The sequence below is a fragment of the Phytoactinopolyspora mesophila genome, assembly GCF_010122465.1.
Classification (GTDB): domain Bacteria; phylum Actinomycetota; class Actinomycetes; order Jiangellales; family Jiangellaceae; genus Phytoactinopolyspora; species Phytoactinopolyspora mesophila.
In genome coordinates this window covers 75,076-100,342 of the sequence record NZ_WLZY01000002.1, presented here as the reverse complement: position 1 = coordinate 100,342, position 25,267 = coordinate 75,076, and the positions used below count along the sequence as shown (strand labels likewise).

At 67.0% G+C, this 25,267-nt stretch carries 22 protein-coding genes; 7 read left to right on the top strand and 15 right to left on the bottom strand.

The features are described from left to right. Positions 1-6: 6 nt before the first annotated feature. From F7O44_RS06695 to F7O44_RS06685, 3 genes are read right to left on the bottom strand one after another with little or no spacing between them, the layout of a single operon-like run. Positions 7-2,412, bottom strand: coding sequence for an ABC transporter permease (locus F7O44_RS06695; RefSeq protein WP_162449467.1), 2,406 nt, complete (start codon positions 2,410-2,412; stop codon positions 7-9). Positions 2,413-2,416: 4 nt separating this feature from the next. After that, the gene (locus tag F7O44_RS06690; protein ID WP_162449466.1) at positions 2,417-3,136 is read right to left on the bottom strand and encodes an ABC transporter ATP-binding protein; all 720 of its coding nucleotides are present in this window, start codon (positions 3,134-3,136) and stop codon (positions 2,417-2,419) included. A gap of 14 nt (positions 3,137-3,150) precedes the next feature. Then, on the bottom strand, positions 3,151-4,491 hold the full coding sequence (locus tag F7O44_RS06685; RefSeq protein ID WP_222851140.1) for an adenylate/guanylate cyclase domain-containing protein: 1,341 nt from the start codon (positions 4,489-4,491) through the stop codon (positions 3,151-3,153). Between the two features lie 298 nt (positions 4,492-4,789). On the opposite strand from F7O44_RS06685, the gene F7O44_RS06680 reads away from it, so the two are divergent. Beyond that, the gene (locus tag F7O44_RS06680) at positions 4,790-5,704 is read left to right on the top strand and encodes an endonuclease domain-containing protein (RefSeq protein WP_162449464.1); all 915 of its coding nucleotides are present in this window, start codon (positions 4,790-4,792) and stop codon (positions 5,702-5,704) included. A 116-nt stretch (positions 5,705-5,820) separates the two neighbouring features. Here F7O44_RS06680 and leuA read toward each other — a convergent pair whose 3' ends face one another. Continuing rightward, positions 5,821-7,560 (bottom strand): 2-isopropylmalate synthase, encoded by a 1,740-nt coding sequence (gene leuA / locus F7O44_RS06675; protein ID WP_343073839.1) that lies wholly within the window; start codon positions 7,558-7,560, stop codon positions 5,821-5,823. A gap of 247 nt (positions 7,561-7,807) precedes the next feature. Further along, positions 7,808-8,569, bottom strand: a complete 762-nt coding sequence (locus tag F7O44_RS06670) for an SIR2 family NAD-dependent protein deacylase (RefSeq protein WP_162449462.1) — start codon at positions 8,567-8,569, stop codon at positions 7,808-7,810. A 133-nt stretch (positions 8,570-8,702) separates the two neighbouring features. On the opposite strand from F7O44_RS06670, the gene F7O44_RS06665 reads away from it, so the two are divergent. Next, positions 8,703-9,716, top strand: a complete 1,014-nt coding sequence (locus F7O44_RS06665; RefSeq protein WP_222851139.1) for a GlxA family transcriptional regulator — start codon at positions 8,703-8,705, stop codon at positions 9,714-9,716. Between the two features lie 65 nt (positions 9,717-9,781). Further along, positions 9,782-10,486 (top strand): DJ-1/PfpI family protein, encoded by a 705-nt coding sequence (locus F7O44_RS06660; protein WP_162449461.1) that lies wholly within the window; start codon positions 9,782-9,784, stop codon positions 10,484-10,486. Here F7O44_RS06660 and era read toward each other — a convergent pair. From era to F7O44_RS06625, 7 genes are all read right to left on the bottom strand, one after another. After that, entirely contained in the window at positions 10,483-11,430 is a 948-nt protein-coding gene (era, locus tag F7O44_RS06655) for a GTPase Era (RefSeq protein ID WP_162449460.1), read from the bottom strand. The genes F7O44_RS06660 and era overlap by 4 nt on opposite strands. Before the next feature lie 254 nt (positions 11,431-11,684). Next, a complete protein-coding gene (locus tag F7O44_RS06650; protein ID WP_222851138.1) occupies positions 11,685-13,694 on the bottom strand; it encodes a DUF7937 domain-containing protein in 2,010 nt (669 codons plus the stop codon). Positions 13,695-14,022: 328 nt separating this feature from the next. Then, positions 14,023-14,373 (bottom strand): cytidine deaminase, encoded by a 351-nt coding sequence (locus tag F7O44_RS06645; RefSeq protein WP_162449458.1) that lies wholly within the window; start codon positions 14,371-14,373, stop codon positions 14,023-14,025. A 162-nt stretch (positions 14,374-14,535) separates the two neighbouring features. Then, on the bottom strand, positions 14,536-15,813 hold the full coding sequence (locus tag F7O44_RS06640; RefSeq protein WP_222851137.1) for a hemolysin family protein: 1,278 nt from the start codon (positions 15,811-15,813) through the stop codon (positions 14,536-14,538). A gap of 40 nt (positions 15,814-15,853) precedes the next feature. Beyond that, positions 15,854-16,315, bottom strand: a complete 462-nt coding sequence (gene ybeY / locus F7O44_RS06635) for an rRNA maturation RNase YbeY (RefSeq protein ID WP_162449457.1) — start codon at positions 16,313-16,315, stop codon at positions 15,854-15,856. Next, positions 16,312-17,367: a PhoH family protein gene (locus F7O44_RS06630; RefSeq protein ID WP_162449456.1), complete on the bottom strand. Its 1,056-nt coding sequence runs from the start codon at positions 17,365-17,367 to the stop codon at positions 16,312-16,314. Before F7O44_RS06630 ends, ybeY begins: the two co-directional genes overlap by 4 nt. A gap of 216 nt (positions 17,368-17,583) precedes the next feature. Then, positions 17,584-17,928 (bottom strand): HIT domain-containing protein, encoded by a 345-nt coding sequence (locus tag F7O44_RS06625; RefSeq protein WP_162449455.1) that lies wholly within the window; start codon positions 17,926-17,928, stop codon positions 17,584-17,586. A gap of 163 nt (positions 17,929-18,091) precedes the next feature. On the opposite strand from F7O44_RS06625, the gene F7O44_RS06620 reads away from it, so the two are divergent. From F7O44_RS06620 to F7O44_RS06610, 3 genes are all read left to right on the top strand, one after another. Beyond that, the gene (locus tag F7O44_RS06620; RefSeq protein WP_162449454.1) at positions 18,092-19,162 is read left to right on the top strand and encodes an LCP family protein; all 1,071 of its coding nucleotides are present in this window, start codon (positions 18,092-18,094) and stop codon (positions 19,160-19,162) included. Between the two features lie 208 nt (positions 19,163-19,370). Continuing rightward, positions 19,371-19,895 carry a SigE family RNA polymerase sigma factor gene (locus tag F7O44_RS06615; RefSeq protein WP_222851136.1) on the top strand — a complete coding sequence of 175 codons (525 nt, stop codon included), beginning with the start codon at positions 19,371-19,373 and terminating at the stop codon, positions 19,893-19,895. Positions 19,896-19,923: 28 nt separating this feature from the next. Continuing rightward, entirely contained in the window at positions 19,924-21,069 is a 1,146-nt protein-coding gene (locus F7O44_RS06610; protein ID WP_162449452.1) for a Gmad2 immunoglobulin-like domain-containing protein, read from the top strand. A gap of 215 nt (positions 21,070-21,284) precedes the next feature. Here the strand turns inward: F7O44_RS06610 and F7O44_RS06605 are convergent, their stop codons facing one another. From F7O44_RS06605 to hrcA, 3 genes are read right to left on the bottom strand one after another with little or no spacing between them, the layout of a single operon-like run. Beyond that, positions 21,285-22,013 carry a 16S rRNA (uracil(1498)-N(3))-methyltransferase gene (locus F7O44_RS06605; RefSeq protein WP_222851135.1) on the bottom strand — a complete coding sequence of 243 codons (729 nt, stop codon included), beginning with the start codon at positions 22,011-22,013 and terminating at the stop codon, positions 21,285-21,287. 8 nt (positions 22,014-22,021) lie between these two features. Then, positions 22,022-23,164 (bottom strand): molecular chaperone DnaJ, encoded by a 1,143-nt coding sequence (gene dnaJ, locus F7O44_RS06600; RefSeq protein ID WP_162449451.1) that lies wholly within the window; start codon positions 23,162-23,164, stop codon positions 22,022-22,024. Between the two features lie 15 nt (positions 23,165-23,179). Further along, positions 23,180-24,202, bottom strand: a complete 1,023-nt coding sequence (gene hrcA, locus F7O44_RS06595; RefSeq protein ID WP_222851134.1) for a heat-inducible transcriptional repressor HrcA — start codon at positions 24,200-24,202, stop codon at positions 23,180-23,182. Positions 24,203-24,347: 145 nt separating this feature from the next. Here hrcA and F7O44_RS06590 point away from each other — a divergent pair, with 145 nt between their 5' ends. After that, positions 24,348-25,190 (top strand): DUF3097 domain-containing protein, encoded by an 843-nt coding sequence (locus F7O44_RS06590; protein ID WP_425501360.1) that lies wholly within the window; start codon positions 24,348-24,350, stop codon positions 25,188-25,190. The last annotated feature ends 77 nt before the right edge of the window (positions 25,191-25,267 follow it).

The following is a 25,267-nucleotide window of genomic DNA, read 5'->3' as shown; positions in this document are numbered from 1 at the left end:
ACAACATCACTCCGCCCGCAACACGTGGCCGACTCGCAGGGATGCCGCCCGTTGCCCCGGCCAGGCCGCCAGCAGATTCGCCGCTACCAGCGCTAGCGGCACCACCAGTACCAGCGCCAGCCACGCGACGGGTGGCACGTACAAGACCGGGGTGGTGTTGGCGACGTAGCGCCACACCATTCGTCCAACCGCGATGCCGAGTGGTACCCCGATCCCGAGCCCTACCAGGGCCAGCACGGACGCCTGGGTCACCACCACGGCCCGCGACTGCCACCGTGTCATTCCGACCGCACGCAGGACAGCCAGATCGTGGCGGCGGCGCCGCACGGCCGTGGCCAGCGCATGCCCAACGGCCCCCATGGCCAGCACCGCCAGGAAGCCGGCCAGATACACCGGCAGCTCGCGGACCTGCCGCAGCTCGGCCAGTTCGAGCGGTGGCTGCGGCGGGACCAGCATCGCACCTCCCGCCGCTTCCGGGTCGGCCAGCCGGGCCGCGACGGCGTCGCGATCGGCACCGGGCCGCAGCGCCACCAGGCCCATGTGGAACTTGAATCCGGCGAAGAGCCCGTCATAGGTCTCCGGAGTCACCCATCCGCCAGTGGCATAGTCGTTGTGCGGGGCGGCCGGTACGAACGCCAGGCCGGTCACGGTGGCCTCTTCCTCACCCTTGTCGCCGATCAGGTCAATCGTGTCTCCCACCTCTGCGCCCATGGCGGCGGCCGAACGCGGTGCCAGAGCGACTTCACCGGCACGCTCCGGCATCCTGCCGTCGCTCAGCACGACGTCGATGGCATGGCCCACCGGCTGGTACGTCGCCAACGCGACAGCCACGTCCGAGACCTGCGCGATGTCCTGGCGGGTGTCGTTGACGCCCGCGACATCCACGTCGTCGGCAACTACCGCGAGCAGTTCGTCCACCGGGGCGAAGTCGACGTCGTTGTAGCCGACGAGCGCCTGCAGCTGATACGTCTGGCCGAACCGCTCCAGGTTCCCCGCCGCGTCGGTGATGCCGCTGGAAAAGGTCATCGCGGCCATCACGCCAAGCACACCCGCCACGGCACCGAACAGCGCCGGGCGCACGGGCACCGCCTGGTGTCCACGACCGGCCTCGAGCGCGAACCGGGCGCCGACCAGGGCGGGCACCGGCGCTCCGGACCTGGCCATCGCGGCTGCCACGGTGGAACGGTGGACCGGCGCGGTCCTCAGAGTCGAATGCACGGCAAGTGAGGCCGACGCCAACGCTCCCGCGGCCACCAGGATGGGGATGGCGGCCAGGCCGGTCACCAACACCGGCACATCCACGTCCATACCCGGCGAAGGTTCGATGAGCGAGGCGCTGCCGATAGGGAACCACCTCGACGCCACCACCGCTCCCCCCACACCGAATGCAGCGCCGGCCAGGGCGGCCAGGGCGGGACCGGTTGCCGCCACCCAGCGTGACTGGCGGGGCGCCATGCCCACCGCACGCATCACCTGCAGGTCGGCGACGGTCGACGCGGCGTAGCGGGCGATCGACTGGCCGACGAGGAAGACGGCAGCAATCCCCGCGGCAGCAGCAAAGGCCAGCAGGCTGTTCGCCTCAAATCCGGTCAGCTCCCGGTAATGGCGGATGTCGTCGGCCATGTTCCACACGTCGATCCCGGGATTGCCGGTCACCTCGGCGAGGTTGGCCTTGAACGCCGGGATCTCCCCCTCCCCACCGTGCAAGCGGACCAACGCGTTCACGTAGCCGCTTCCGAGCTCGGCTCCGAGCAGGCTCGGAGCGTACTCCTCGTACAGGGCGGGCGAGGGAACGACGAAGCCGGGATCGTCCATGACCTCCTCGCTGAACCACGCCGACCGGACGACTCCGACGATGGTCGCCTCGATGGCTGGCCCTTCCGCATTTATCGGCTCGATGTTCTCGGTGAAGAACGCATCGATCTGCTCGGGCGCGTACAGCCGGATGGTCACTGTGTCACCGACACCGAGCCCGAACGAATCCTCGAACCGCGGCGACGCCACCACTTCGTCCGGCCGGGCTGGGTCGAAGAGCCTCCCGTCGAGGACGATCGGCCGCTCGATGGTGCGCATCACCTCGTCGTCCGCAGGAGGCATGTGACCGGCGCTCTCCTGGTACTCAAGCGGAACGCCTTCCACCTGGTAGCCACCTACAACGAACGTGGTGAGCGCCTCGACCTGCGCAATTTCTCGCACTGCCGCCCAGTCGAAGCCGGGTTCGTTCGGCAGGACCACGGCCGTCGCCGGCAGCGTCTGCTCCACCAACCGGTCCACGCCACTCGCACCGCGCCGGGCTCCGGCTGCCGCCGTCATGACGGTGCCCGCAGCCAGGGCGATGAGCAGCGTCATGACCAGCAGCGACCGCCATCGTCGGCGCAGGTCGAGCCGGAACCAGAACGCGACCACGGTCATGGCGTCAGCCTGGCCTGGACTGCGCGTCGGCCGTCGCCGATGGGGCCGTGCCGTCGCCGTCGACGATCCGGCCGTCGCGCATCTGGACAATGCGCGAGGCTCCGGCCGCCACGTCGGCGGAGTGGGTGACCATCAAGATGGTCTGCCCGTCGCCGTGTAAGCGGCGGAAGAGTTCCAGGATTTCGACACCGCCCTCGGAGTCGAGCGCTCCCGTCGGCTCGTCGGCTAGCAGCACGGCCGGCTCATTGACCAGCGCCCGCGCGATGGCCAGCCGCTGGCGCTGCCCACCGGACAGGACGGCGGGAACCTGATCGGTGCGGTCCCCCAGGCCAAGGAGGTCGAGCAGGTCACGCGCGCGGGTCTCGGCCGCCTTACGGCGCAGGCCGCCCAAAATCGCGGGCAACACGATGTTGTCCAGCGTCGACACACCCTCGAGCAAGTTGAAGAACTGGAAGACGATACCGACGTGGTGGCGACGGAACTTCGCGAGCCAGTTCTCGTCTTGGCCGTCTACGCGGAGGTCGTCGACAATGACGTCCCCCTCATCGGCCTGGTCCAGCCCGGCAAAGATGTTCAACAAGGTGGACTTGCCGCAGCCTGACGGTCCCATCAGCGCGACGAACTCACCCTTGGCGACGCCCAAGTCGACGCCGCGCAGCGCGCGCACCGGCGCAAGGTCAGCCTCGAACGTGCGGCGGACGCCGCGTGCCTTCAACGCGGTCATCTCGTGCCCCTCTCCTAGGGCGCGGAGCCCTCAAGGCTCTCCAGTGAATCGACGACGCGGCACGCCGACACCGGCGTGTCGCGACCTTTGACATACACAGGATCGAGCTGTTCGAACGTCCAGGTCGGGGCGAGGGCCATCGTGGCCTCGCTGGCGACCGTCGTTCCGGCGGGGCGAGCCAAATCCTGCAGCCGCTGCGCGAGGTTCACCGTATCCCCGACCAGCGTGTACTCGAGGCGCTCGTCGCTCCCGAGCAGCGCGGCGGCGACCTCGCCGGTTGACAGGCCGATGCCCATCCCGAACGGCTCGAGCCCTTCCGTAGTCCAATGAAGATCGACGTCGGCTTGCCGGCGATGCATGTCGATGGCGGCAGCTAGCGCCCGCTCAGCGTGGTCTGCCTGCGGGAACGGTGCGCCGAACACAGCCATCACGGCGTCCCCCACATACTGCATGACTGTCCCCTCTTGCATAAGAATGGCAGAATTCATCGCTTTGCGGTGCATATTTAGTTGTCGGGCCAGCACCGATGGGTCGGTCCGCTCGGCTATACCCGAGTAGCCACGCACGTCGGACATCAAGACCGTGACGGTCAGCCGGTCCGTTCGCCCGATCGCAGCGGGATCGTCTCGGAGCTTGTCGGCCAGCCTGGATGGCAGCAGCCGGCTGAGCGTCTCGCCCTGTTCTTCCCGGTCGAGGATGGCGGTGTGCAGTTTTCGCAGGCGGGCCAGCGCGTCGCTACGTCCGGCGCTGGCGTCGCGGGCAAGGTGCAGGAACAACTCTTCGACCGCGTGGTCGACGGCCGCCGGGGTGGTGTCCAGGCTGGCGGCGATCGCCTTGACGGCGCGGCCCTCCGCCACCATCCCCAGCAGTCGTTCTTCCTCGTCGGACAATCCGGCACCGCCCCGAGCGGGCACCACAAGAGCCGAGACGATCTCCGGATCCAGCATCGAACCCCCCGCGGCCACTTCCCGGACCGCCCGCGCCAGCCGGTCTCCATCCGCGACTCGCTCCTTGAGCAGGTACGCGTACCCGGCCGCCCCCTGCGCGAGCAGGGCGACTGCGTACTCGGGGTCGCTGTACTGAGACAGCACGACGACGCCGGTCCCCGGTAGACGCTTTCGCACCTCCTTGGCCGCCTCGATCCCTTCGTCGGCGAAACGGGGCGGCATCCGGATGTCCGTGACCACGACCTGCGGGCGATGTTCGACCGCCTGCGCGACCACACCGTCGTAGTCCTCGGCCGTAGCGACGACCTCTACGTCGCCGGCCAGCGCGAGCAGCGCACCCACTCCTGCCCGGACGATCGCGTTGTCGTCCGCCAGCAGCACACTGATTCGCCCGTCGGTCGAGGTCACGGAGTACATCACACCGCGCGGAATGGCGCCGGCACCAGGGTGCCGGCCACCGAATATGACCGGGTGCCTGCACCCCCGGGTCCGGGCCCTACCGCCCTCCCCCTTGCAGCGACCGCCCCCACCCCCTTGCAGCGACCGCCCCCACCCCCTACCCCGTTGATCATGGGCAGGTGGCACCTATTCGAAGCCGAACAGGTGCCACCTGCCCATGATCAACGAGGGGAAGGGGAAGTGGGGGTTGTGGATAACCTGTGGATATCGATTCGCGTGTCGCGGAAATACGCGGCAAGATCGCGCCATGCCTCGTCTTCACACCATCCCTGAACCGTTCAATTCTCGACCGTTCCGGGTCGACGAAGCCCTGCGAGCAGGCCTGACGCGCACATACCTGTCCGGCCCGCAGTTCCGCCGCCCGTACTTGGGTGTCCGGATTCCGTGCACGCTCCCCGACACGTTGGAGGTCAAATGCCAGGCTCTCAGTTTGGTCATCTCCAGCGAGGCGGCCTTCAGCCACGAGACCGCGGCGCAGCTGTGCGATCTCCCGGTACCCGACTTCGACGGCAAGGTCGACGCCATGGTCCCACCGGGCGTCGTTGTGCCCAACATGTACGACGTCGACGGGCACACCGGCCTCTTACAGGACGACGTGTGCGATGTGAACGGCCTGCGCGTCGTCCATCCGGAACGGACCTTCTTCGACGTCGCGCCGGCGCTCAACCTCGACAGTCTCGTCATCCTCGGTGACGCGACGCTGCGCCACTGGTCCACGCCGGATCGTCTGACCGCCAAAGCTGCCGCCATGCGGCGTCGGCGCGGCATCGTCATCGCGCGCCAAGCGATCAAGCTGATCCGGCCGGGCGTCGACTCACCGATGGAAACCCGAGTCCGGCTCATGCTGGTCCGCGGCGGCCTACCCTGCCCGGAAGTCGGCGTCGACGTTCTCGACGACGCGGGCGGGTGGCTCGCCCGGCCAGATCTCGCCTACCTGGACCTCAAAATCGCCATCGAATACGACGGCGACCACCACCGCACCGACAAGCACCAATGGCGGCGCGATCGTTCGCGCGACGAGAATATGCGCCACGCCGGGTGGATCGTCATCACTCTGACCGCCGACGACGTCTTCCGGCACCCAGCGAGAACCATCGCGCGGATTCGCCACCACTACGCCGCCCGTATGGCCGCCCTGAACGCCCGCCCGGAAGCCGCCTGAGACTTCCCGTTGATCATGGGCAGGTGACGCCTATTGGGCGTCGAATAGGTGTCAGGTGCCCATGATCAACGGGGATTGAGTGGTCGGTGGGGGGAATCGGGTGACGACGACCGAGTTCAGCCGGTCGAGCGGTTGGCGGCGCTGACGATGGCCTTGAGCGAAGCCGTGACGATGTTCGGGTCGATTCCCACGCCCCACAACACTTCACCGGCCACCGAGCACTCCACGTATGCGGCCGCACGGGCGTCGGCGCCGGAGCTCATCGCATGTTCGGCGTAGTCGAGGACCCGCACGTCGTACCCGATGGTGCTCAGCGCGTTCACGAACGCATCGATCGGGCCGTCGCCGGTGCCTTCGAGGGTCCGGCGCTGGCCGTCCACGTAGACACCCACCTGGAGCACGTCCCGCTCCCCCGCCGCCGAGGACGTGTGCACCGAGTTCAGCGCCAACGGCGCGGCCCGGTCCAGGTACTCGGCGGCGAAGATCTCGCCCATGCGGCCCGGGTCCACCTCGCCGCCCTCACCGTCGGTGAACGCCTGGACAACGCTGGAGAACTCGATCTGCAACCGGCGCGGCAGCTCGAGCTGATGCTCCGCCTTCATCACGTAAGCGATACCGCCCTTGCCGGATTGCGAGTTGACCCGGATGACGGCCTCATAGGACCGGCCGACGTCCTTCGGGTCCACCGGCAGATAGGGCACGGCCCACTCGTAGTCGTCCACGGCCGTGCCCGCCGCCTTGGCGTCGCGCGCCAGCGCGTCGAAACCCTTGTTGATCGCGTCCTGGTGGCTGCCCGAGAACGCGGTGTACACGAGGTCCCCGCCCCACGGGTGACGCTCCGGCACGGGTAGCTGGTTGCAGTGCTCGACCGTGCGGCGGATCTCGTCGATGTCGCTGAAGTCGATCTTCGGGTCGATGCCCTGGGTGAACAGGTTCATGCCCAATGTGACCAGACAGACGTTGCCGGTGCGCTCGCCATTGCCGAACAGGCACCCCTCGACCCGTTCACCACCTGCCATCAGCCCTAGCTCGGTCGCGGCCACTCCGGTGCCGCGGTCATTATGCGGATGCAGCGACAAGATCATCGACTCCCGGTGCGGCAGGTTCCGGTGCATCCACTCGATGGAGTCGGCATAAACGTTGGGTGTAGCCATCTCGACCGTCGCCGGCAGGTTGACGATCATCTTCCGGTCCGGTGTCGGCTCTAGTACGTCAGCCACCGCACCGCAGATCTCGGCCGCGTACTCCAGCTCCGTACCGGTGTAGGACTCCGGCGAGTACTGCCAGTAGATCTCCGTATCCGGCGTGATCGCTTCGGCGTACTTCAGCGCGGTGCGCGCGCCGTTGGTAGCGATGTCGGTGATGCCGTCCCGGTCGAGGCCGAAGACGACGCGCCGCTGCAGGATGGACGTGGAGTTGTAGATATGCACGATCGCCTGTTTGGCGCCACGCAGCGACTCGAAGGTGCGCTCGATCAGCGCATCCCGGCATTGTGAGAGCACCTGGATGACGACGTCGTCCGGGATCAGGTCGCCCTCGATCAGCTCGCGGACGAAATCGAAGTCGGTCTGGCTGGCCGCTGGGAAGCCGACCTCGATCTGCTTGTAACCCATCCGCACAAGCAGATCGAACATACGCCGCTTGCGCTCTGCGTTCATCGGGTCGATCAGCGCCTGGTTGCCGTCTCGGAGGTCGACGGCGCACCAGTCGGGTGCTACCTCGATGCGCTGCGCCGGCCAGGTCCGATCGGGCAGCTCGACGGGGATCTGTTCGTGGAACGGACGATATCGATGCGCAGGCATCCGGGACGACTGTTGGACAGGCGGCCATGCCACAGAATTACTAGCGGATTTCATCGGAAAGAAGCTCCTGAAGATGCGGTCGGCACAGGCACAACCGGCAGCGCGAACTCACCGCGGCGAGGGAGCCGGTCTACCGAACCTCACCGCGGCAGCTAAGCAGGAGGCCAAAGCGCCGCATGGACACAGACTGTACGCCAACTACCGCGGGCGGCGCGACCCGGGCCCGCGCATCCGGACTCGACCGAGCACAACACAAGCTCCCACGACGACGACGCCGGCCGCCCGACGACGCCCGCGGCGGCTAGCACACGGCAGCGGCGAGACACGGGAGCACTTCGCTGATCGGCTCCCGGATGACCATCGTCGCCAGCGCGTCGTACGGCGTCGGCTCGGCGTTCACCACGACCAGCTGAGCACCCGCCGCGCGCGCGTGATCGCACAGCCCGGCCGCCGGATGGACCGAGAGCGACGTGCCGACGGCGATGAACACGTCACAGTCGGTGCTGACCTCGACGGCCGCCCGGAGCACGGCGTGGTCGAGCATCTCGCCGAAGAAGACCGTCGCCGACTTCCGGATTCCGCCGCATCCGAGACACCGTGGATCGTCATCGCCTTCCTCGACCCGGGCCAGCACCTGCGGCATCGGCGTGCGTAGGTCACAGCTCAGGCACGTGACCCAGTGCATGGTGCCGTGAATCTCGATGACGTCCTCGTGCGGGACTCCGGCCAGCTGGTGCAGTCCGTCGATGTTCTGCGTCACGAGACCGCGCAATCGCCCGGATCGGTGCAGGTCGGCGATCGCGTGATGTCCGGCGTTCGGTTTCGCCTTCCAGGCCGGGTGATTGAGGCGGGCCTGCCAGGAGCGTCGTCGGACGTCGCGGTCGGCCAGGTAGTTGCCGATGGTGAACAGCGCCTCCGCGGACGGGTCCTTCGTCCACACACCCTGCGGGCCGCGGAAGTCCGGCACCCCGGACTCAGTGGAAATGCCGGCGCCGGTGAGGACCGTGATCCGTTCGGCTCCGGCGAGCCACCGCGCCGTTTCCGTGGCCGTCAACTGTTCCATTCATCCCACCGTATCGGCGCGGGCGCGGGTACTCATCGCCGGCTCAGGTGGGCTGGTCGTGCCGTTGTTGATGGCAGATTCTGTGGGTTATTCGTCGTTGCGGTCACGGAGATCCGGCTCGATAGTGGTGGTTGTGGCTCCTCGACTGATCGTGCTGGCCGGCTTTCCCGGTGTACAAGGTCTCGACCTGACCGGGCCGATGGATACGTTCGCTGGTGCGCACGAGCTAGTGGAGCGGACTGGGCGGGACGATCCCGGCTATCAGGTCATGGTGGCCAGCCCGGATGGTCGACCATTTCGTACCCGCGCCGGCCTCTCAGTGCTCCCAGACTGTTCCCTGGCCACAGTTCCCGTCCACGTGGACACGTTGATCGTCCCGGGCGGAGACACCGACGAGGTCATGCTCCGCTCCGACGTCACCGGTTGGCTGCGAGAGCGCGCACCGGGTGTCCGCCGGGTGGCCTCGGTCTGCACGGGCGCGTTCTTGCTGGCTGAAGCAGGCCTGCTCAACGGCCGACGAGCGACGACGCACTGGTCACAGTGCGAGCGGCTCAGCCGCCGCTACCCCCAGATCGACGTGGACGCCGCCCCGATCTACGTCCGAGACGGCAACCGATACACCTCCGCCGGGGTGTGCTCCGGTATCGACCTGGCGCTGGCCCTGGTCGAGGAGGATCTCGGGCGCGCGGCCGCGTTGACCGTCGCCCGGTGGCTGGTGATGTTCCTGCGCCGCCCCGGCAATCAGGCACAGTTCAGCGTCCAGATGTCCGCTCAGCTCGCGGATCGCGAACCCATCCGGGAAGTCCAGCACTGGATCAGTGACAACCTGGGCGCCGACCTGAGTGTGCCCGCTCTCGCGGCGCGCGCTCATAGCAGCCCACGGCACTTCGCGCGCAGTTTCCAGCAGCAGGTCGGCGTACCGCCCGGCCAGTACGTTCAGCAAGTACGGCTGGAAGCCGCGCGGAGACATCTCGAAGAGTCCGACAGCTCTGTCGAACACATCGCCGCGGCATGCGGGTTCGGGAGCACCGAAACCATGCGGCGAGCATTCGTCGACGCCTTGGGCGCCGCCCCGGCCGAATACAGGCGTCGTTTCCGCCCAGCGGCTTCCCCCACACCCGCTATATCTGACGACGCTGCGCCCTGAGACCGGCGGGCCATCGCCTCGCTGTCCGACATGTCAATCGTCTTTACTCGTAGGAGTCACTCGAAATGACGCACATCGCCTTCCTGATCTATCCGGGGTTCACCGCCCTCGACGCCGTGGGCCCCTACGAGGTCTTGTCCCGGTTGCCCAAAACGCGCGTGACCTTCGTGGCCAGCAAACCTGGCCCGGTCCGCACCGACACCGGCGCGCTGCTCGTCCACGCGGAGGCAGGCATCGCCGAGGTACCGGCTCCGGACATTTTTCTCGTCCCCGGCGGGCTGTCGGCGTCAATCGCGGCGGCCAAGGACGCCGAGCTCATCGACTGGGTGCGCGGCGCACACGCCACAACCGAATGGAGCGTTTCGGTGTGCACCGGAGCGTTGCTGCTCGGTGCAGCAGGACTTCTGGACGGGCAACCAGCCACGACGCACTGGGCGGCTCGTGACCGGCTCACCCACTACGGCGCGACCTACGTGCCGGAGCGGGTGGTCCGTAGCGGCAGGGTGATCACCGCCGCAGGTGTCTCGGCAGGCATCGATATGGCGCTGGGGCTGGCGGCTGAGCTTGGCGGCACACCCATGGCAGAAGCTATCCAGCTGCTCATGGAGTACGACCCGCAACCGCCTTTCGAGGCCGGTTCGCTGGCCGCGGCGAGTTCCGAGACCGTATCCCACGCGACTCGGCTACTACGGACCGCCGCGTTGCGTGATGTCGGCAGACGGTTCCTCCGCAAGGACCCGAAGGCCCGCCCGGCGACGCTCGAGCGCTAGAACCCGAGGCGGCCAAGCTTCTTCGGGTCGCGTTGCCAATCTTTGGACACCTTGACGTGCAGGTCGAGAAAGATCGGCGTGCCGAGCAGCCGCTCGATCTGCTGGCGGGCCTTGGTGCCGACCTCACGCAACCGCGCTCCCTTGCGCCCGATCACGATCGACTTCTGGCTGTCACGTTCGACGAAGATGTTCACGTGCACGTCGAGCAGTGGCCGGTCCTCTGGGCGGTCTTCGCGCGGGATCATCTCCTCGACGACCACCGCGATCGAGTGCGGTAGTTCGTCCCGGACGCCTTCGAGGGCAGCCTCCCGGACGAGCTCGGCCACGAGAGTTTCCTCTGGTTCGTCCGTCAGCTCGCCTTCAGGGTAGAGCGGCGGCCCGGGAGGCATCTTGGCCAGCAATAGGCCGGTCAGCAGATCGAGTTGCTGACCGGTTGCCGCGGCGACGGGAACTATCTCGGCCCATTCGATACCTTGCTCGACGCCGAGTTCGGCCACCGCCATGAGTTGTTCCGCCAGCTGATTGTCATTGACCAGGTCCGTCTTGGTGACGATGGCCACCTTCGGCGTCTTGGGAATCTCGGCTATCTCAGCGGCGATGAAGCGGTCCCCTGGGCCGATCTTCTCGTCGGCGGGGATACACAGGCCGACGACGTCGACCTCGGCCCACGTCGCCCGCACCAGATCGTTGAGCCGCTGGCCGAGCAAGGTGCGTGGCCGGTGCAGCCCTGGTGTGTCGACCAAGACGAGCTGGCCGTCCGAACGATGGACGATCCCGCGGATGGCGTGGCGCGTCGTCTGCGGGCGGCTCGACGTGATGGCCACCTTCTCGCCGACAAGCGCGTTGGTCAAGGTGGATTTGCCGGCGTTCGGCCGGCCCACAACACACACGAACCCGGAGCGGTATTCCTGGCTGCCGGTGGCGTCGTCGTCGAGAAGAGTCACCCCGAAAGTGTCTCACCTGCAGGCGGCTGGTTCATCCAGCCGCCCGGATGGCACAGCCGTCATCCGTCCACCCCCACCCGGCGCCCCCGGCCTAGATGATCATGTTTGGTGGGTTTTCTCGTGCGGCACCATGCCTGCAGGCCTGTCAACGCACGAGAAAACCCACCAAACATGATCATCGAGGGCACGAAAGAAGGGGCGGCGGATCCTGGTGCCGGATCTCGCCGCCCCACCAATTCCGGGCATCTACCGCCCTAGCGGCGCCGCAGGGCGTCGTCCACGGCTGGGTCGCCGAGCTGGCCGAGCCAGTCCAGCAACTCGGGGTATGTCGCCGGGTTGCTCGCGATGTGCGGACGCAGCGAAGGCTCCTTCGCTGCGATGTCGGCCAACGTCTGCAGCGGCGTGTTCGGGTCCGCGGCCATCGCGGCCGTGTATCCCGACGCGGTAGCCGGCTCGGGCTCCACACGGGTGGCCGCCTCGTCGGTGACCGAAATCTGGGTCGGCTCCTCGGCTGCTGCCGGGTCGACCTGCCCCTGCGACTGGATGTCCGTGACCGGCATGACGCGTGTGGCCGGTTCGTCGTCGGCGCCCGAGTTCTTGTCGGCCGGCTGGCTTACACCGGGCTCTTCGGCCTCGAACGACTCTTCAGGTTCCTGAATCTCAGGCTTGCGCGCCTCGGATTCCTTCACCTCAGGCTGCTGGCTTTCAGCGACCGCCGGAGCGGCCTCGGTGCCCGCCGCGGCCGTGGTCGCACCGGCCGCGGGAGCCATGCTGCCGGACTTCGCCCCCGCTTCCTGCGCCGAGCCGCCGCCCGCGCCGCGCGAGTCAGCTGCGCTCACCTGCGCGGCCGGAGCCGCTCCCTGCTGAGATGCCCTCTCGCGAGGACCGGCCTGACCGATGGTGAACTGGCCCAGCTCGGACCGGACGGAAGGCGGTGCCGTCAGTGCGGCGGCGATGACCGCCGCGAAGATGAACAACGCACTGATGAATGCCGCCGAGCTCAGGTCGATGATCGTGTTGTCCGAGGCACCGAGCACCGACGCGATCACGATGCCGGCGATGAAGAATACCCCGGCCACGCCGACGGCGACCGAACGGCCCGACCGCGCATCGGTGATGAGCGCGTTACGACCGACAAGAGCCGCGGCGACGACGATGAGCGAGATCACCAGGATCGCGATCAACACACCGCGAGCGTCTTCTTGTTCGAAGAGCTGGAAAACCAAGATGATCACGGAGAAGACCGCGAACAGTCCCCCCATCTCGATCACTCGCCGGGCAAGACCTATCCAGCGGGCGGCCCCTGCCACCGGCTGCACAACCCGCAGCACACCGACGGCGGCCGCGGCGACACCGATAGCCGGCCAGAACAGGATCTGCGGACCGTTCAGCTGTGTGTCGATCGGCAGGCGCAGCGACCACACATCCCCCATGGTCTGGTCGGCATTCAGGGCCCAGAAGCTTGTCAGGAGCCCAACGGCACCGATCACGATGGCGACATCGCGCCACGCAAACTCGCCCCGGTACATGCCGAGCACCGGGATCAACGGCACCACGACGTAGAAGGCGAGCACAAGCAGAAGGACGACGATCTGGCTCCACTCGAACAGCTCGGCCAGGTCGATCAGGAAGATGATGGCGGCGATCACACTCATGATCGCGGCAAGTCCGGCCATGCCGAGCGCGGATATGCGCCAGATCGGACCATCGCCGTCCGAGCCTTGTTCTGATTGCCGGCCCTGGGCCGCAAGCAGCGCACCGGCCAGACCGATCACAAGACCGATCCCGACACCGTCGCCGAGGTCGAACTGCCCCTCAGCGGTATCACCCAGATAGCCGAGAACCAGCGTCACCAAGACAACGATCAGATACGGAGCATTCGCCGCGAGCCGGACCAAACGCAATTGCGCCGGCGCCAGGTGAGGCGGCAACACCGAGGCCGCCTTCAAGTAGGGCAGGGACAGGGACAGGATGGAGAGCAGCGTCACGAGGATGACGTAGACCTTGCCGGTGGCGTTGTCCTGGAAGTCCCAGGCCATGCCCAGCGGGATCAGCAACAGAAGCAGCGCGAGCCCGTCCCGCACATAGTCGCCGATAGAGATGGCCGCGAATGGGTTCGCCGTGCGGGTGGAGGACGGCGCGGCAGCATCAGCGGGCCGCTGAACAGGCGCGGACACATCCGGGGCGACGGCTTGATCGGGAGGCGGGGATACCGCCGCGCTCCCGCCTCCCGGCACGGCGGGTTGCTGCGCTGCCGTAGCCATCGGCTGGCCACAGTTGGTGCAGAACGCGGTGCCCGCATTCCGCGCACCGCAGTTGCCACAGAAGTTCATCACTCAATCTCCAGTCCAAGTCCGGTTGCCCTCGCGTTCACGCCTGCTCGCACAAGGGGACCCCGGCCGCACGTTAACGCACGGCGGTCTTCCTGAACAGTGCCCTCGCCGACCGCTGATCAAACGCATACTCAGCGTTTCATGAATGAACGGCTCGCGCCACGAACCTGGTCGATTCCGGCATTCAGTCATCGCCGGCAGGTTGTTGTCGCGCGGTCACCACCATAACCCCTGATGATCACCGTTCATCGTCGCGCCCCTACGCGGTGCGCCTGGCGTTCGGAGTTCCGTCCAATCCCGCTACGTGCACCTGTGCGCCGCCACCACCGAGCTCGGCAACGGGTGTCACGTCGATCTCATCAGCTCCGGCAGACGTGACCACCGCCGCCGCTTCCAGTCCGTGGGCTCCACTGGATGCGGCCACGACGACGACGGCCTGCAAGGCCGACAGAGACAACGAGGGCAACGACACCGACGACGCGGCGTAGGTGCGGCCGTCACGGTCACGCAGGGCGGCGCCTTCCTCCGCCCGATTACGGGCCCGTGCACTGCGCGCCAGCGTCACGAGTTTGGCGTCCTCGGCGTCGATCCCGCCTTGATCTGCACTCATGAATCATCGTCCTCTCTGATTGCCGCCCAGCGGACCGGGCCCCGTGGCCCCACCCGAGCCGGCTTCGGCGCCGACGCGGACCTCGTACGTGACCGGCCTGGCATCGAACACGTTGCCCCCGGGGCCGGAACCTCGTCAGCGTCAGCCCAGCACTCACCTGGGCTACACGTCAGACGCGGGAGCGTGGCTGACCTTGACGGTGCTGATCCGGTTCCGGCGACCGGTCGTGTCTTCGGCTTCCAGATGCAGCTCGCCCACCTGCACATGTGCACCAGAGATGGGCACCCGGCCGAGATGTTTGGCGAGCAGACCACCGACAGTGTCGACGTCGTCGTCGTCGAGTTCCAGGCCGAACAGCTGGCCGAGCTCGCCGATCTGGAGCCGGGAGCTGACCCGCACCGTGCCGTCGTCGAGCATCTGGACCGGCTCTTCGGTGGTGTCGTATTCGTCGGCGATCTCACCGACGATCTCTTCGATGATGTCCTCGATGGTCACCAGGCCCGCCGTGCCGCCGTACTCATCCACGACGATCGCGACATGCGTGCGCTGCGCTTGGAGTTCCCGCAAGAGATCGTCGACCGGCTTGGAGTCGGGCACGAACAACGCCTGCCGGGCCACCGAATCGACTCGTTCCGCCGACTCCGCGGCACGGTCGTCGTGCATCCTTCGGGCCACGTCCTTGAGATAGACGATGCCGGTGACGTCGTCCAGCCCTCCGGGGCCGACGACGGGAATCCGGCTGAAGCCGCTGCGCAACGCCAGAGACTGGAACTGGCGCAGAGTTTTGTCCGATTCGATGAAAACGACGTCGGTGCGCGGCACCATCACTTCGCGCACCAGAGTGTCGCCCAGCTCGAAGATCGAGTGGATCATCTCCCGCTCGCCGGACTCGATGATCTGGCCGGCCTCGGCGAGATCAACCATCTCGCGCAACTCCGCCTCCGTGGCGAAGGGTCCCTCGCGGAACCCCTTACCAGGCGTCAGCGCGTTGCCGATCATGATCAGCAGCTTGGGTAACGGGCCGAGAATCCTGGTCAGGCTCAGCAACGGCCCGGACATCAGCAGCGCCACGCTCTCGGCGTGCTGGCGGCCAAGTGTGCGCGGCGCGACCCCGATCGCGACGAATGACACCACCATCATGCCGCCGGCGGCAACCAGAACCCCTTGCCATCGGGCATCGAAATAGCTCAAGCAAACCAGCGTGACCAGCGCCACCGCGGTGATCTCGGCGGTAATACGCAGCATCAGCGCGGTGTTCAGCGGGGGCGCGGGGTCAGCGATCAGCTTTCGCATCGAGGCCGCCCCACGACGGCCCGCTTTGGCCAGCGCCTCCGCCCGAGCCCGGGAGAAGGCGGTGGCCGCCGCATCGGCCATCGCGAACAGCCCTGCCACCAGGACCAGTATGGCTGCCGCAACCAGCAACCAAGCTGAACCATTCACCGCCGACCACACCTCGCAGCGCCTGTTCCAGTGGTCACGCTCAGCCCTTCACTCGCGCCGTTCGCCAGTCTTGAAGGAGCTTATTCTGCAGGCCGAACATCTCCTTCTCTTCATCGGGTTCGGCATGGTCGTATCCAAGCAGGTGAAGGATGCCGTGGGTAGTCAGCAAATGGAGTTCGTCTTCCATGCTGTGCCCCGCCCCGCGAGCCTGAGCCGCGGCGACCTCCGGGCACAGGACCACATCGCCCAGCAGGCCGTTGGCGAGCTCGGCGCCCTCGACCGGCGGGCGGAGCTCGTCCATCGGGAACGACAGGACATCCGTCGGGCCGGGCTCGTCCATCCACTGCAGGTGCAGCTGCTCCATGGGCCCCGGCTCGACCAGCAGGATCGCCAGCTGCGCCTCAGGATGGATGCGCATTTGATCCAGCACGAACCGTGACAGATCAGACAAAGCCTTGATGTCGATCTGGACGTTGGTCTCGTTGTTGACCTCGATGGTCACTGACGTCTCCCCGGCGAACGCTGGCGGTCACGGCCGCGGACATTCGAGTGGGTAGGAGTCCGGCCGTCACCTGGGTCGGCGTCGAACTTCGCGTAGGCGTCGACAATCTGGCTCACCAATCGGTGCCGTACCACGTCGTGGCTGTTCAGGCGGCAGAAATGGACATCTTCGATGCCACCCAGAATGCCCTCGACCACACGGAGTCCACTGGCGGTCCCAGAAGGGAGGTCGACCTGAGTGACGTCACCGGTCACGACCATCTTCGATCCGAAGCCGAGCCGGGTGAGGAACATCTTCATCTGCTCCGGCGAGGTGTTCTGCGCTTCGTCGAGAATCACGAAGGCGTCGTTGAGTGTGCGCCCGCGCATGTATGCCAGCGGTGCTACCTCGATCGTTCCTTCGGTCATCAGCCGCGGGATGGACGCTGGGTCCATCATGTCGTGAAGTGCGTCGTACAACGGACGCAGGTACGGATCGATCTTCTCGCTCAACGTGCCCGGGAGGAACCCCAGCCGCTCACCGGCCTCAACGGCCGGCCGGGTCAGCAGGATGCGATTGACCTGCTTGGCCTGTAAGGCCTGGACCGCTTTGGCCACCGCCAAGTACGTCTTTCCGGTACCGGCGGGGCCGATACCGAACACGACCGTGTGCTTGTCTATGGCGTCGACGTAGCGCTTCTGGTTCAGCGTCTTGGCACGGATCGTGCGCCCACGATTGGAAAGGATGTTGGCAGTGAGAACCTCGACCGGACGTTCGGCGGTCCGGGCCCGCAGCATGGCCACGGTCCGCTCGACTGCCTCGGCGTTCAGGCCCTGCCCGGTTCTCAGCACGGCGACCATCTCGTCGATGGTGCGTTCGGCCTCAGCTATCTCGTTCGACGCACCGGTGAGCGTGATCTCGTTACCACGCACCAGGATGTCGACGTCAGGAAAGGAGGCTTCGACTACGCGGATGAGCTCGTCCCCGGAACCGAGCAGGCTCACCATCTGAATGCTCGACGGGACGACGATCGTGTGCTGGGCCCCCTGTGGAACCCTCTCTACCTCGGTCATGGGTCGGCCCTGTCCGGGCCTGCTCACACTACCCTCCGGTCTCGGCTGAACGTCCGGCGGTGAATCCGGACATCATCGGTTGACGATTTGCCCATCGTACCCGCGTAGCCCGACAATCCGGAGTGAATTTCGCCGGTCGCCAGGTTGTGCGCTGAGCGAACATCGCCCGCCACGGCTGGACGACGGGCACGCAACATTCACCTGACGCGCGACAGATCAGCCCGGTGGCCAGCTCAAGGGACGTCCGCCGAGGACATGGCCGTGTGCATGAAAGATCGACTGGCCCGCTTCGCTACCGGTGTTGAAGATGAGCCGAAACGCCTCCAAGCCTTCCTGCTCGGCCACCGCGGACGCCTCGCTGAGCACCTCGGCCATAGCCATTGGATCAGCCGCGACCAGCGCGGCGGCGTCGCGATGGTGCTCCTTGGGAATCACCAATACGTGCGTGGGCGCCAAGGGCGAGACGTCCCGGAAAGACAGCGTGCGCTCGGATTCCCGGACCACCGTGGAGGGGATCTCACGGGCAACGATCTTGCAGAAAAGACAGTCGTCGTTACTCACTCTTGCATCGTAGGGCGCGCCGAGCGGGCCCGCAGCCCGGCCCGCTCGACTTCGAGCCGTTCAGCTCGGCTTCAGGCCGGTCTGCTCGACTTCAGAAAGAAAACGTCATTTCGGGACTTTAGACCCATCACATCGGGCGAGAAGGGACGTACCCTCTGCTGTCATGACGACTCTGTCCGACGACCTGATGCCGCCGGCCGACGGCAGCGACGACGCCGATGCCGTGAATACCAAGCGTCGTCGGCGACGGAATCGGATTGTCCTGCTCACCAGCCTGGGTGTGTTGTTCGGCCTCGTCGCCGCGGTGGCGGGCGGCAGCTGGTGGGCGGTCAATCGGTACCTGGGCGGCGGGAACATCGAGCGCATCCCGGGCGCGTTCGACATCCCTGAGGAATCACGTCCGGCGGACCTCCGCGACGGCAGCCTCACCTTCTTGCTCGGAGGCCTCGACGGAGCGGAGGTCGTGGACGTCTACCAGCCCGGAGCGGCACGCACGGACACCATCATGGTGGCCCACTTCCCGGAGGGTCGCGACCGCGGCTACGTCGTCTCGATCCCGCGCGACACGTACATCGACATCCCCGGGCACGGCGACAACAAGATCAACGCCGCGTACTCCTTCGGTGGCCCGTCTTTGTTCGTACAGACACTGGAACAGCTCACCGGCATCCGGATGGACCACCTCGCTTTGATCGACTGGGAAGGCTTCCGCGGGCTGACCGACGCCGTTGACGGAGTGACGGTCAGCGTCGCGGAGCCCGCGATTCTCAACGACGGATCCGAGCTCCCGCCGGGCCAGCACGTGCTCGACGGCGAACAGGCACTGAACTACGTCGGCGTGCGCAAGCGCCTGCCGGAAGGCGACTTCGACAGGGTGAAACGGCAGCAGCATTTCCTGCGATCGCTGATGAACGAATTGGTCGCATCCGGCAGTTTCACCAGTTTCGGCCGGATGACCGGTATCGCCGACGCCGTAGGCGAGACCGTCCGGGTCGACGATGAGCTCTCCGCGGTAGATCTCGCCCGGCTCGGCTGGTCGATGCGAGACCTGCGCAGCCCCGACATCACGTTCCTCACGGTGCCGACGAACGGCACCGGGCGAGCCGGCCAGCAGAGCATCGTCATTTACGATCCCGATCGAGCCGACCAGCTGTGGTCCGCCCTCGCGAGTGACGAGATGGACGCCTTCGTCGCCGAGCACCCGGACCTCGTGACCGGCGAACAGGTTCGCTGACCATCACGGGCCCCGATCCCGGTGACCGTTGGCGGCTTATTGCTGTGAATTGGTGATCGTTGGCGCATCCATGTCATCGAGGCGCGACGCCAAACGGACAACGATCACCAAAGTATGATCACGATCGCGACGATCATGTGTCCCCGGCCGCCGGATACACCTACCGTGTAAACCCAATCCCAGCCTGAAGCGTCGGTAGGAGTATGTGGTGGAAGAAAGCGAACGTCATACCGAGGCCACTCCGGACGCGGATACGGCGATCACCGACCTCTATACGGCCCACTACGCGCGGCTGGTCCGGTTGGCAGCATTGCTGCTCCGCGATGAGTCGATGGCCGAGGAGATCGTGCAGGACGCCTTCGTCGCTCTGCATCGGCGATGGCGCAAGTTACATGACCCCAGCAAGGCGGTGGCTTACCTGCGCACGTCCGTCGTCCACGGGACCCGGTCCGTACAGCGACGCCGGCAGGTGGCCGAACGGAACCAACCCGGTCCCCAGCCCGACGCACAGAGCGCTGAGCAGTCGGCCATGGCCGGGGCCGCCGGCGAGGCCGTGGTCGAAGCACTTCGAGCGTTGCCACCCCGCCAACGCGAGGCTCTGGTCCTGCGCTACTACGGCGGCTTGTCGGAATCGGAGATCGCCGCGGCCATGAAAATCAGCAACGGCGCCGTCAAGAGCCATGCCTCCCGCGGCATAGCTGCACTGCGCCCGCTACTCGAGTCCTGGTCATGACCACGAACCGGAAGGAGGTAGACGGCCAATGAACGAACAATGGACCCCTGAAGAGCAACGCCTCAGCGCGGCGCTGAACTCGGCGGCTGACAACATCACCCCTGGCCCCGACGGCTTGGCACAGATCAAACGCCGCACAGCGCAGCGATCCTGGTGGCGCCAGCCCGCGCTCCTTGGCGTCGCCGCCGGCGTGGCCACCGCCGCGGCCGCCATCGTCGTCGCCGTCAATGTCCTCGGGACCAGCGAGGACGAGCCTGCGGTCATGCCGCTGGATTCCCCCACCGCCACGGAGAGCTCGCCTCCAGCAACACCGGAGACGACGCCCGGTCCGGGCGACCCCACGGGCGAGCCCGACGAGCAACCCACCGAGCCAGGCGAGGAGAACGGCGACGCCCAGCCCACCGCACCCGGCGACGACACACCTCGCCCAGAAGAGGATGGCGACGCCGAGCAACGGATCGCGCTGCCGGTGTACTACACCGTCGAAGACCGCATCACCCGTGAATGGCAACGGGTCCGCACCGCGGACCCGCTCGGCGCCGCCGTGCACCAAGCCTTGAACGGTCCGTCGCTCGACCCTCGCTACGAGAGCTTGTGGGAGCCCGTCGACGTCGTGTCCGCGCAGGTGACCGACGGCGTCATCGAGATCGATCTACGGTCTCCCGTGGAGCTCGCGGCCGATCCAGCGCTAGCCGACGTCGCCGTCCAGCAACTGGTCTTCACCGCAACCGCCACGGCCGCTTCCACCCTCGGCGCCGACGGCACCTTGCCGGTGCAGATCCTCGTCGACGGCGAGCCGCCGGCCGATCTGTTCGGCGAACTCGACCTCACCGAGCCAGTGGGCAGGGCCGACGAAACCGACATCCGCTACTTCGTGCAGATCGACAGCCCCGGATACGAGGCCGAGGTCAGCAGCCCGGTGGAGGTCACCGGCGTCGCCGCGGTGTTCGAGGCGACCGTGCTCTGGGAGCTGGAACGAGACGGTGACGTCATCGATTCCGGCCACGCGACCACGGGTGAGGCCTTCACCTTCTCCGAGTTCAGTATCGATCTCGGCGAACTGGAGCCGGGCGATTACGAGATCACGGTCATGGAAACCGATCCGTCGGACGGCGAGGGACGCGACCCGTTCTTCGACACGAAGGCCTTCACCGTCACCGACCCCACCCCATGACCAACGCCCCCCTTGCCGCGTTGATCATGGACTAAAGCACCCTTCAGCACCCATCTACCCTGCTTTCGCCCATGATCAACGCGGGCTCCGGCGAATGGAATCTCTCCATGGTGTGGTGGGCATCAGCGAGGGACGCCGATGGCGCAGCCTCTCTCGGACCGAGTCTGCTGGGCGAGGAGGGATTCCATTCGCCGGAGCCCGCTACGTGTTCGCGGTCACGGGTTCCAGCGGGCGGTGCGAGAGAGGATGATCCCGGCTGCCACCGTGCCGGCCGTGGAGGTACGCAGCACTGTCGGCCCGAGCCGCACCGGCTCGGCACCGACGGCGCGGAACGCTTCTAGTTCTTCCGGAGCAACTCCGCCCTCCGGCCCTACGACCATCACGATCTCACCGTGGGCGGGCAACTCGACGTCACCGAGGGCGGTCTCTGCTTCCTCATGCAACACCAAGCCACGGGTCGCCGTCGCGAGCCGATCCGCGGCGGCGGGCGTGGCCGCCGGGTCCGCTACTTTCGGAAACCATGCCCGCCGGGACTGCTTGGCCGCCTCACGCGCCGTGGACCTCCATTTACGCAGCGCTTTCTCGCCGCGCTCACCCTTCCACCGCACCATGCAACGGCTGGCCGACCACGGCACGATCTCGTCCACTCCTACCTCGGTCATCGTCTCCACGGCGGTCTCGCCGCGCTCGCCCTTGGGCAGCGCCTGAAGCACGACGAGGCGCGGGGCGGGCTCGGCCACGTCAACACGATCCTGGACATCGCAGGTAAGGCCGTTGCGGTCGGCGCCGACAACAACACACCGGGCCAGGTGCCCGGCGCCGTCGGTGAGATCCACCCGCTCGCCCGGCCGGATTCGCCGCACGACGGCGGCGTGCCGGCCCTCGTCACCGGCCAGCACAACCGCGTCAGAGGCACGCAAGGTCACCGGATCGGTGTGGAACACCGGGACACTCAGTTCAGGCCGTCCTTGAACGCGTCCCGGATCCGGCTGAACAGGTTGCCCTGGCTGGCGACGCGGCCCGGGCCGGCCACATACTCCTCGCCGCGCAGCTTGGACAGTTCCCGCAGCAGTTCTTCCTGGCGAGCATCGAGCTTCGTGGGAGTCTGCACCTCGACGTGGACGAAGAGATCGCCACGGCCGGTGCCGCGCAGCTTCGGCACGCCCCGCGCGGCGAGCCGGATGCGCTCGCCGTGTTGAGCACCGGGACGGACTTCGATGATCTCCTTGCCGTCCAGCGTCTCCAGCTCCACGCTGGTTCCCAGCGCGGCTGCCGTCATCGGCAGCTGGAGAGTGCAATGGAGATCGTCGCCGTCCCGGGCGAACACGGGATGCGGTTTGATGGCGATCTCGACGTAAAGGTCACCAGCAGGGCCGCCGCCAGGACCGACCTCGCCGTGGCCGGCCAGCTGGATCCTGGTGCCGCTGTCGACTCCGGCCGGGATCTTGATAGTCAGCGAGCGACGGGTGCGAACCCGGCCGTCGCCGCCGCACTCGACACACGGGTTGGGGTTGGTGGAGCCGAAACCGTGGCACTGCGGGCACGGCCGGGTGGTCATCACCTGGCCCATGAAGGAACGCTGGACCTGCTTGATCTCACCTTGCCCGCCACAGGTGTCACAGGTGACCAGCTGTGCCCCGGACGCCGTGCCCTGGCCGCTGCACACCGTACACACCACGGCGGTGTCGATCTGGAGCTCCTTGGTGGCACCGAAGACCGCCTCGGCCAGCTCCACCTGCAGCCGGACCAGCGCATCCTGGCCGCGGCGGACCCGGCTACGCGGGCCCCGCGCGGCGGTCCCGCCGAAGAAGGCATCCATGATGTCGGTGAACGAGAAGCCCTGGCCGAAGCCACCACCGGCGCCGCCACCCGCCGACAGCGGATCGCCGCCGAGGTCGTACATCTCGCGCTTCTTGGGGTCCGCCAGGACCTCGTAGGCGCTGGTGACCTCTTTGAACCGTTCCTGGACCTCAGGATCGGGGTTGATGTCCGGGTGCAGTTTCCGCGCTAGCCGGCGGTAGGCCTTCTTGATGTCCTCCGTGGAGGCATCCCTGGGCACACCCAGGACCTCGTAATAGTCGGTGGTCGCCGCCATCTGTACCTAAGATCCCTAATTCGCGTCGAGTATTTGACTGACATAACGTGCAACAGCACCGACCGCCGCGATCGTTCCCGGGTAGTCCATCCGAGTGGGGCCGACCACGGCCATGCTTCCCAGTGCCTGCTCGCCCGGGCCGTAACCCGTCGTGACGATCGACGTGGACAACAGCCCTGAGGGCGCGTTCTCGTGACCGATCCGGACAGTGACGGGCGAGGAGCTGGTGGCCTGACCAAGCAATTTCAGCAGGACGACCTGTTCTTCGAGAGCGGACAGCAGTGGTTCGAGTTCGGTCTCGAACTCCTGGCCGTACCGGGCGAGGTTCGCCGTGCCGGCCACGGCGACGCGCTCGTCGCCCCGTTCGACCAGCGATTCGAGCAACGTGACCGCCACACCGGACACCACCGGGCGATCTTCCGGTTCGAACTGATTCGGCAACTCTCCCAGCTTGGAGGCCACCGACGTGAAGTCGTGGCCGGCAGCCAGCGAGTTCAGCCGGGCTCGGAGATCACCGAGCAGCGACGCGTCGACGTCGTCCGGCAGTTCGACGACACGTTGTTCGACCCGTCCGGTGTCGGTGATGAGTACGACCAGGACCCGCGCTTGAGCGATCTGGACGAGTTCCACGTGCCGCACCGTGGACCGGGTCAGCGAAGGGTACTGAACGACCGCCGCCTGGCGAGTGAGCTGCGCTAGCAGCCGGACCGTGCGGGAAATGACGTCGTCGAGGTCTACCGCGCCGTCGAGAAACGACCGAATCGCTCGCCGCTCGGCCGTGGACAACGGTTTCACCGTCGATAGCCGGTCGACGAAAAGGCGGTACCCCTTGTCGGTGGGCACCCGTCCCGCACTGGTGTGGGGCTGGGTGATGTAGCCCTCTTCCTCCAGCGTCGCCATGTCATTACGGACGGTCGCTGAAGAGACACCCAGCTGATGCCGGTCTACCAAGGCCTTCGAGCCGATAGGTTCCTGAGTAGCGACATAGTCCTCGACGATGGCCCGGAGGACCTCCAGCTTGCGGTCATCGATCGGCACGCCGCACCTCCCCGAATCGCCACTGCTGTTTGGCACTCACAACTTGCAAGTGCCAATTCTAGCCGCGATCCGGCCGAGGTCGCGCCGCTGGACGTGGCAGAGTGCCTCCGAGCCGCCCGGGGAGCTCCGTAGTAGCGTCTCGGTCGTGACGAATTTCCCTGATCGTTATGGTCGCGACGTTCTGTCTGCCTCACCACATCCCAAACGTGCGCGCAGCGTCGAGACGGCGGCCGAACCCGGCCTGGTCGTGGAGGATGTGGAGACCGGGTTCTGCGGCGCCGTCGTCCAGTGCGACAAGTACGGCGTGACTCTCGAGGACCGGCACGGGAAGCGGCGAGCGTTTCCGCTGGGCCCGGGGTTCTGGCTGGACGGCAAGCCGGTGGCGCTCGTGCGTCCGTCGGCCGCCGCGCCGCCCGCCAAACCCACCCGGACTGCGTCCGGATCGCGCGCCGTCGACAACCACCGCGCCCGGACCGCCCGGGAGAGCCGCATCTATGTCGAGGGCAAACACGACGCCGAACTGGTCGAGAAGATCTGGGGCGACGACCTCCGGGTCGAGGGAGTAGTGGTCGAAGAGCTCGGAGGCGCCGACGACCTCGCCGACATCATCCGCGAGTTCGAACCCGGAACCGGACGGCGACTCGGCGTGCTGCTCGACCACCTGGTAAGCGGCACGAAAGAGACCCGGATCGCCGAGCAGGCCACGAAGGTCGGCGGCGGGCACGTGCTGATCGTCGGGCATCCGTATGTCGACGTCTGGGAGGCCGTCCGGCCCTCGGTTCTCGGAATCGACGCCTGGCCGGCCGTCCCGAAGGGGGTGCCGTGGAAGGAAGGTGTGATCCAGGCGCTCGAGTGGAGTGAGGAACCGCCCGCGGCCTGGCGGCGAATCCTCGCGGCCGTGCGAACCTACACCGACCTCGAGCCGTCTTTCCTCGGCCGTGTCGAGGAACTCATCGATTTCGTCACCGCCCCCTCCACCGACCCCTGACCCGGTGCCCGGGTGCCGCACCCCCCGCGGCCCCGGCCAAGGCGGGGGGGGCGGGGCGCGGGGGGGGGCCGCGGGGG

Excerpts from the sequence above, each read along its gene's own strand:
- F7O44_RS06630 (WP_162449456.1), bottom strand. The coding sequence starts at position 17,367 with ATGACCGAGGTAGAGAGGGTTCCACAGGGGGCCCAGCACACGATCGTC.
- F7O44_RS06670 (WP_162449462.1), bottom strand. The coding sequence starts at position 8,569 with ATGGAACAGTTGACGGCCACGGAAACGGCGCGGTGGCTCGCCGGAGCC.
- F7O44_RS06680 (WP_162449464.1), top strand. The coding sequence starts at position 4,790 with ATGCCTCGTCTTCACACCATCCCTGAACCGTTCAATTCTCGACCGTTC.
- F7O44_RS06660 (WP_162449461.1), top strand. The coding sequence starts at position 9,782 with ATGACGCACATCGCCTTCCTGATCTATCCGGGGTTCACCGCCCTCGAC.
- F7O44_RS06650 (WP_222851138.1), bottom strand. The coding sequence starts at position 13,694 with ATGGCTACGGCAGCGCAGCAACCCGCCGTGCCGGGAGGCGGGAGCGCG.
- F7O44_RS06620 (WP_162449454.1), top strand. The coding sequence starts at position 18,092 with ATGACGACTCTGTCCGACGACCTGATGCCGCCGGCCGACGGCAGCGAC.
- F7O44_RS06695 (WP_162449467.1), bottom strand. The coding sequence starts at position 2,412 with ATGACCGTGGTCGCGTTCTGGTTCCGGCTCGACCTGCGCCGACGATGG.
- dnaJ (WP_162449451.1), bottom strand. The coding sequence starts at position 23,164 with ATGGCGGCGACCACCGACTATTACGAGGTCCTGGGTGTGCCCAGGGAT.
- F7O44_RS06610 (WP_162449452.1), top strand. The coding sequence starts at position 19,924 with ATGAACGAACAATGGACCCCTGAAGAGCAACGCCTCAGCGCGGCGCTG.
- leuA (WP_343073839.1), bottom strand. The coding sequence starts at position 7,560 with ATGAAATCCGCTAGTAATTCTGTGGCATGGCCGCCTGTCCAACAGTCG.
- F7O44_RS06690 (WP_162449466.1), bottom strand. The coding sequence starts at position 3,136 with ATGACCGCGTTGAAGGCACGCGGCGTCCGCCGCACGTTCGAGGCTGAC.
- F7O44_RS06645 (WP_162449458.1), bottom strand. The coding sequence starts at position 14,373 with ATGAGTGCAGATCAAGGCGGGATCGACGCCGAGGACGCCAAACTCGTG.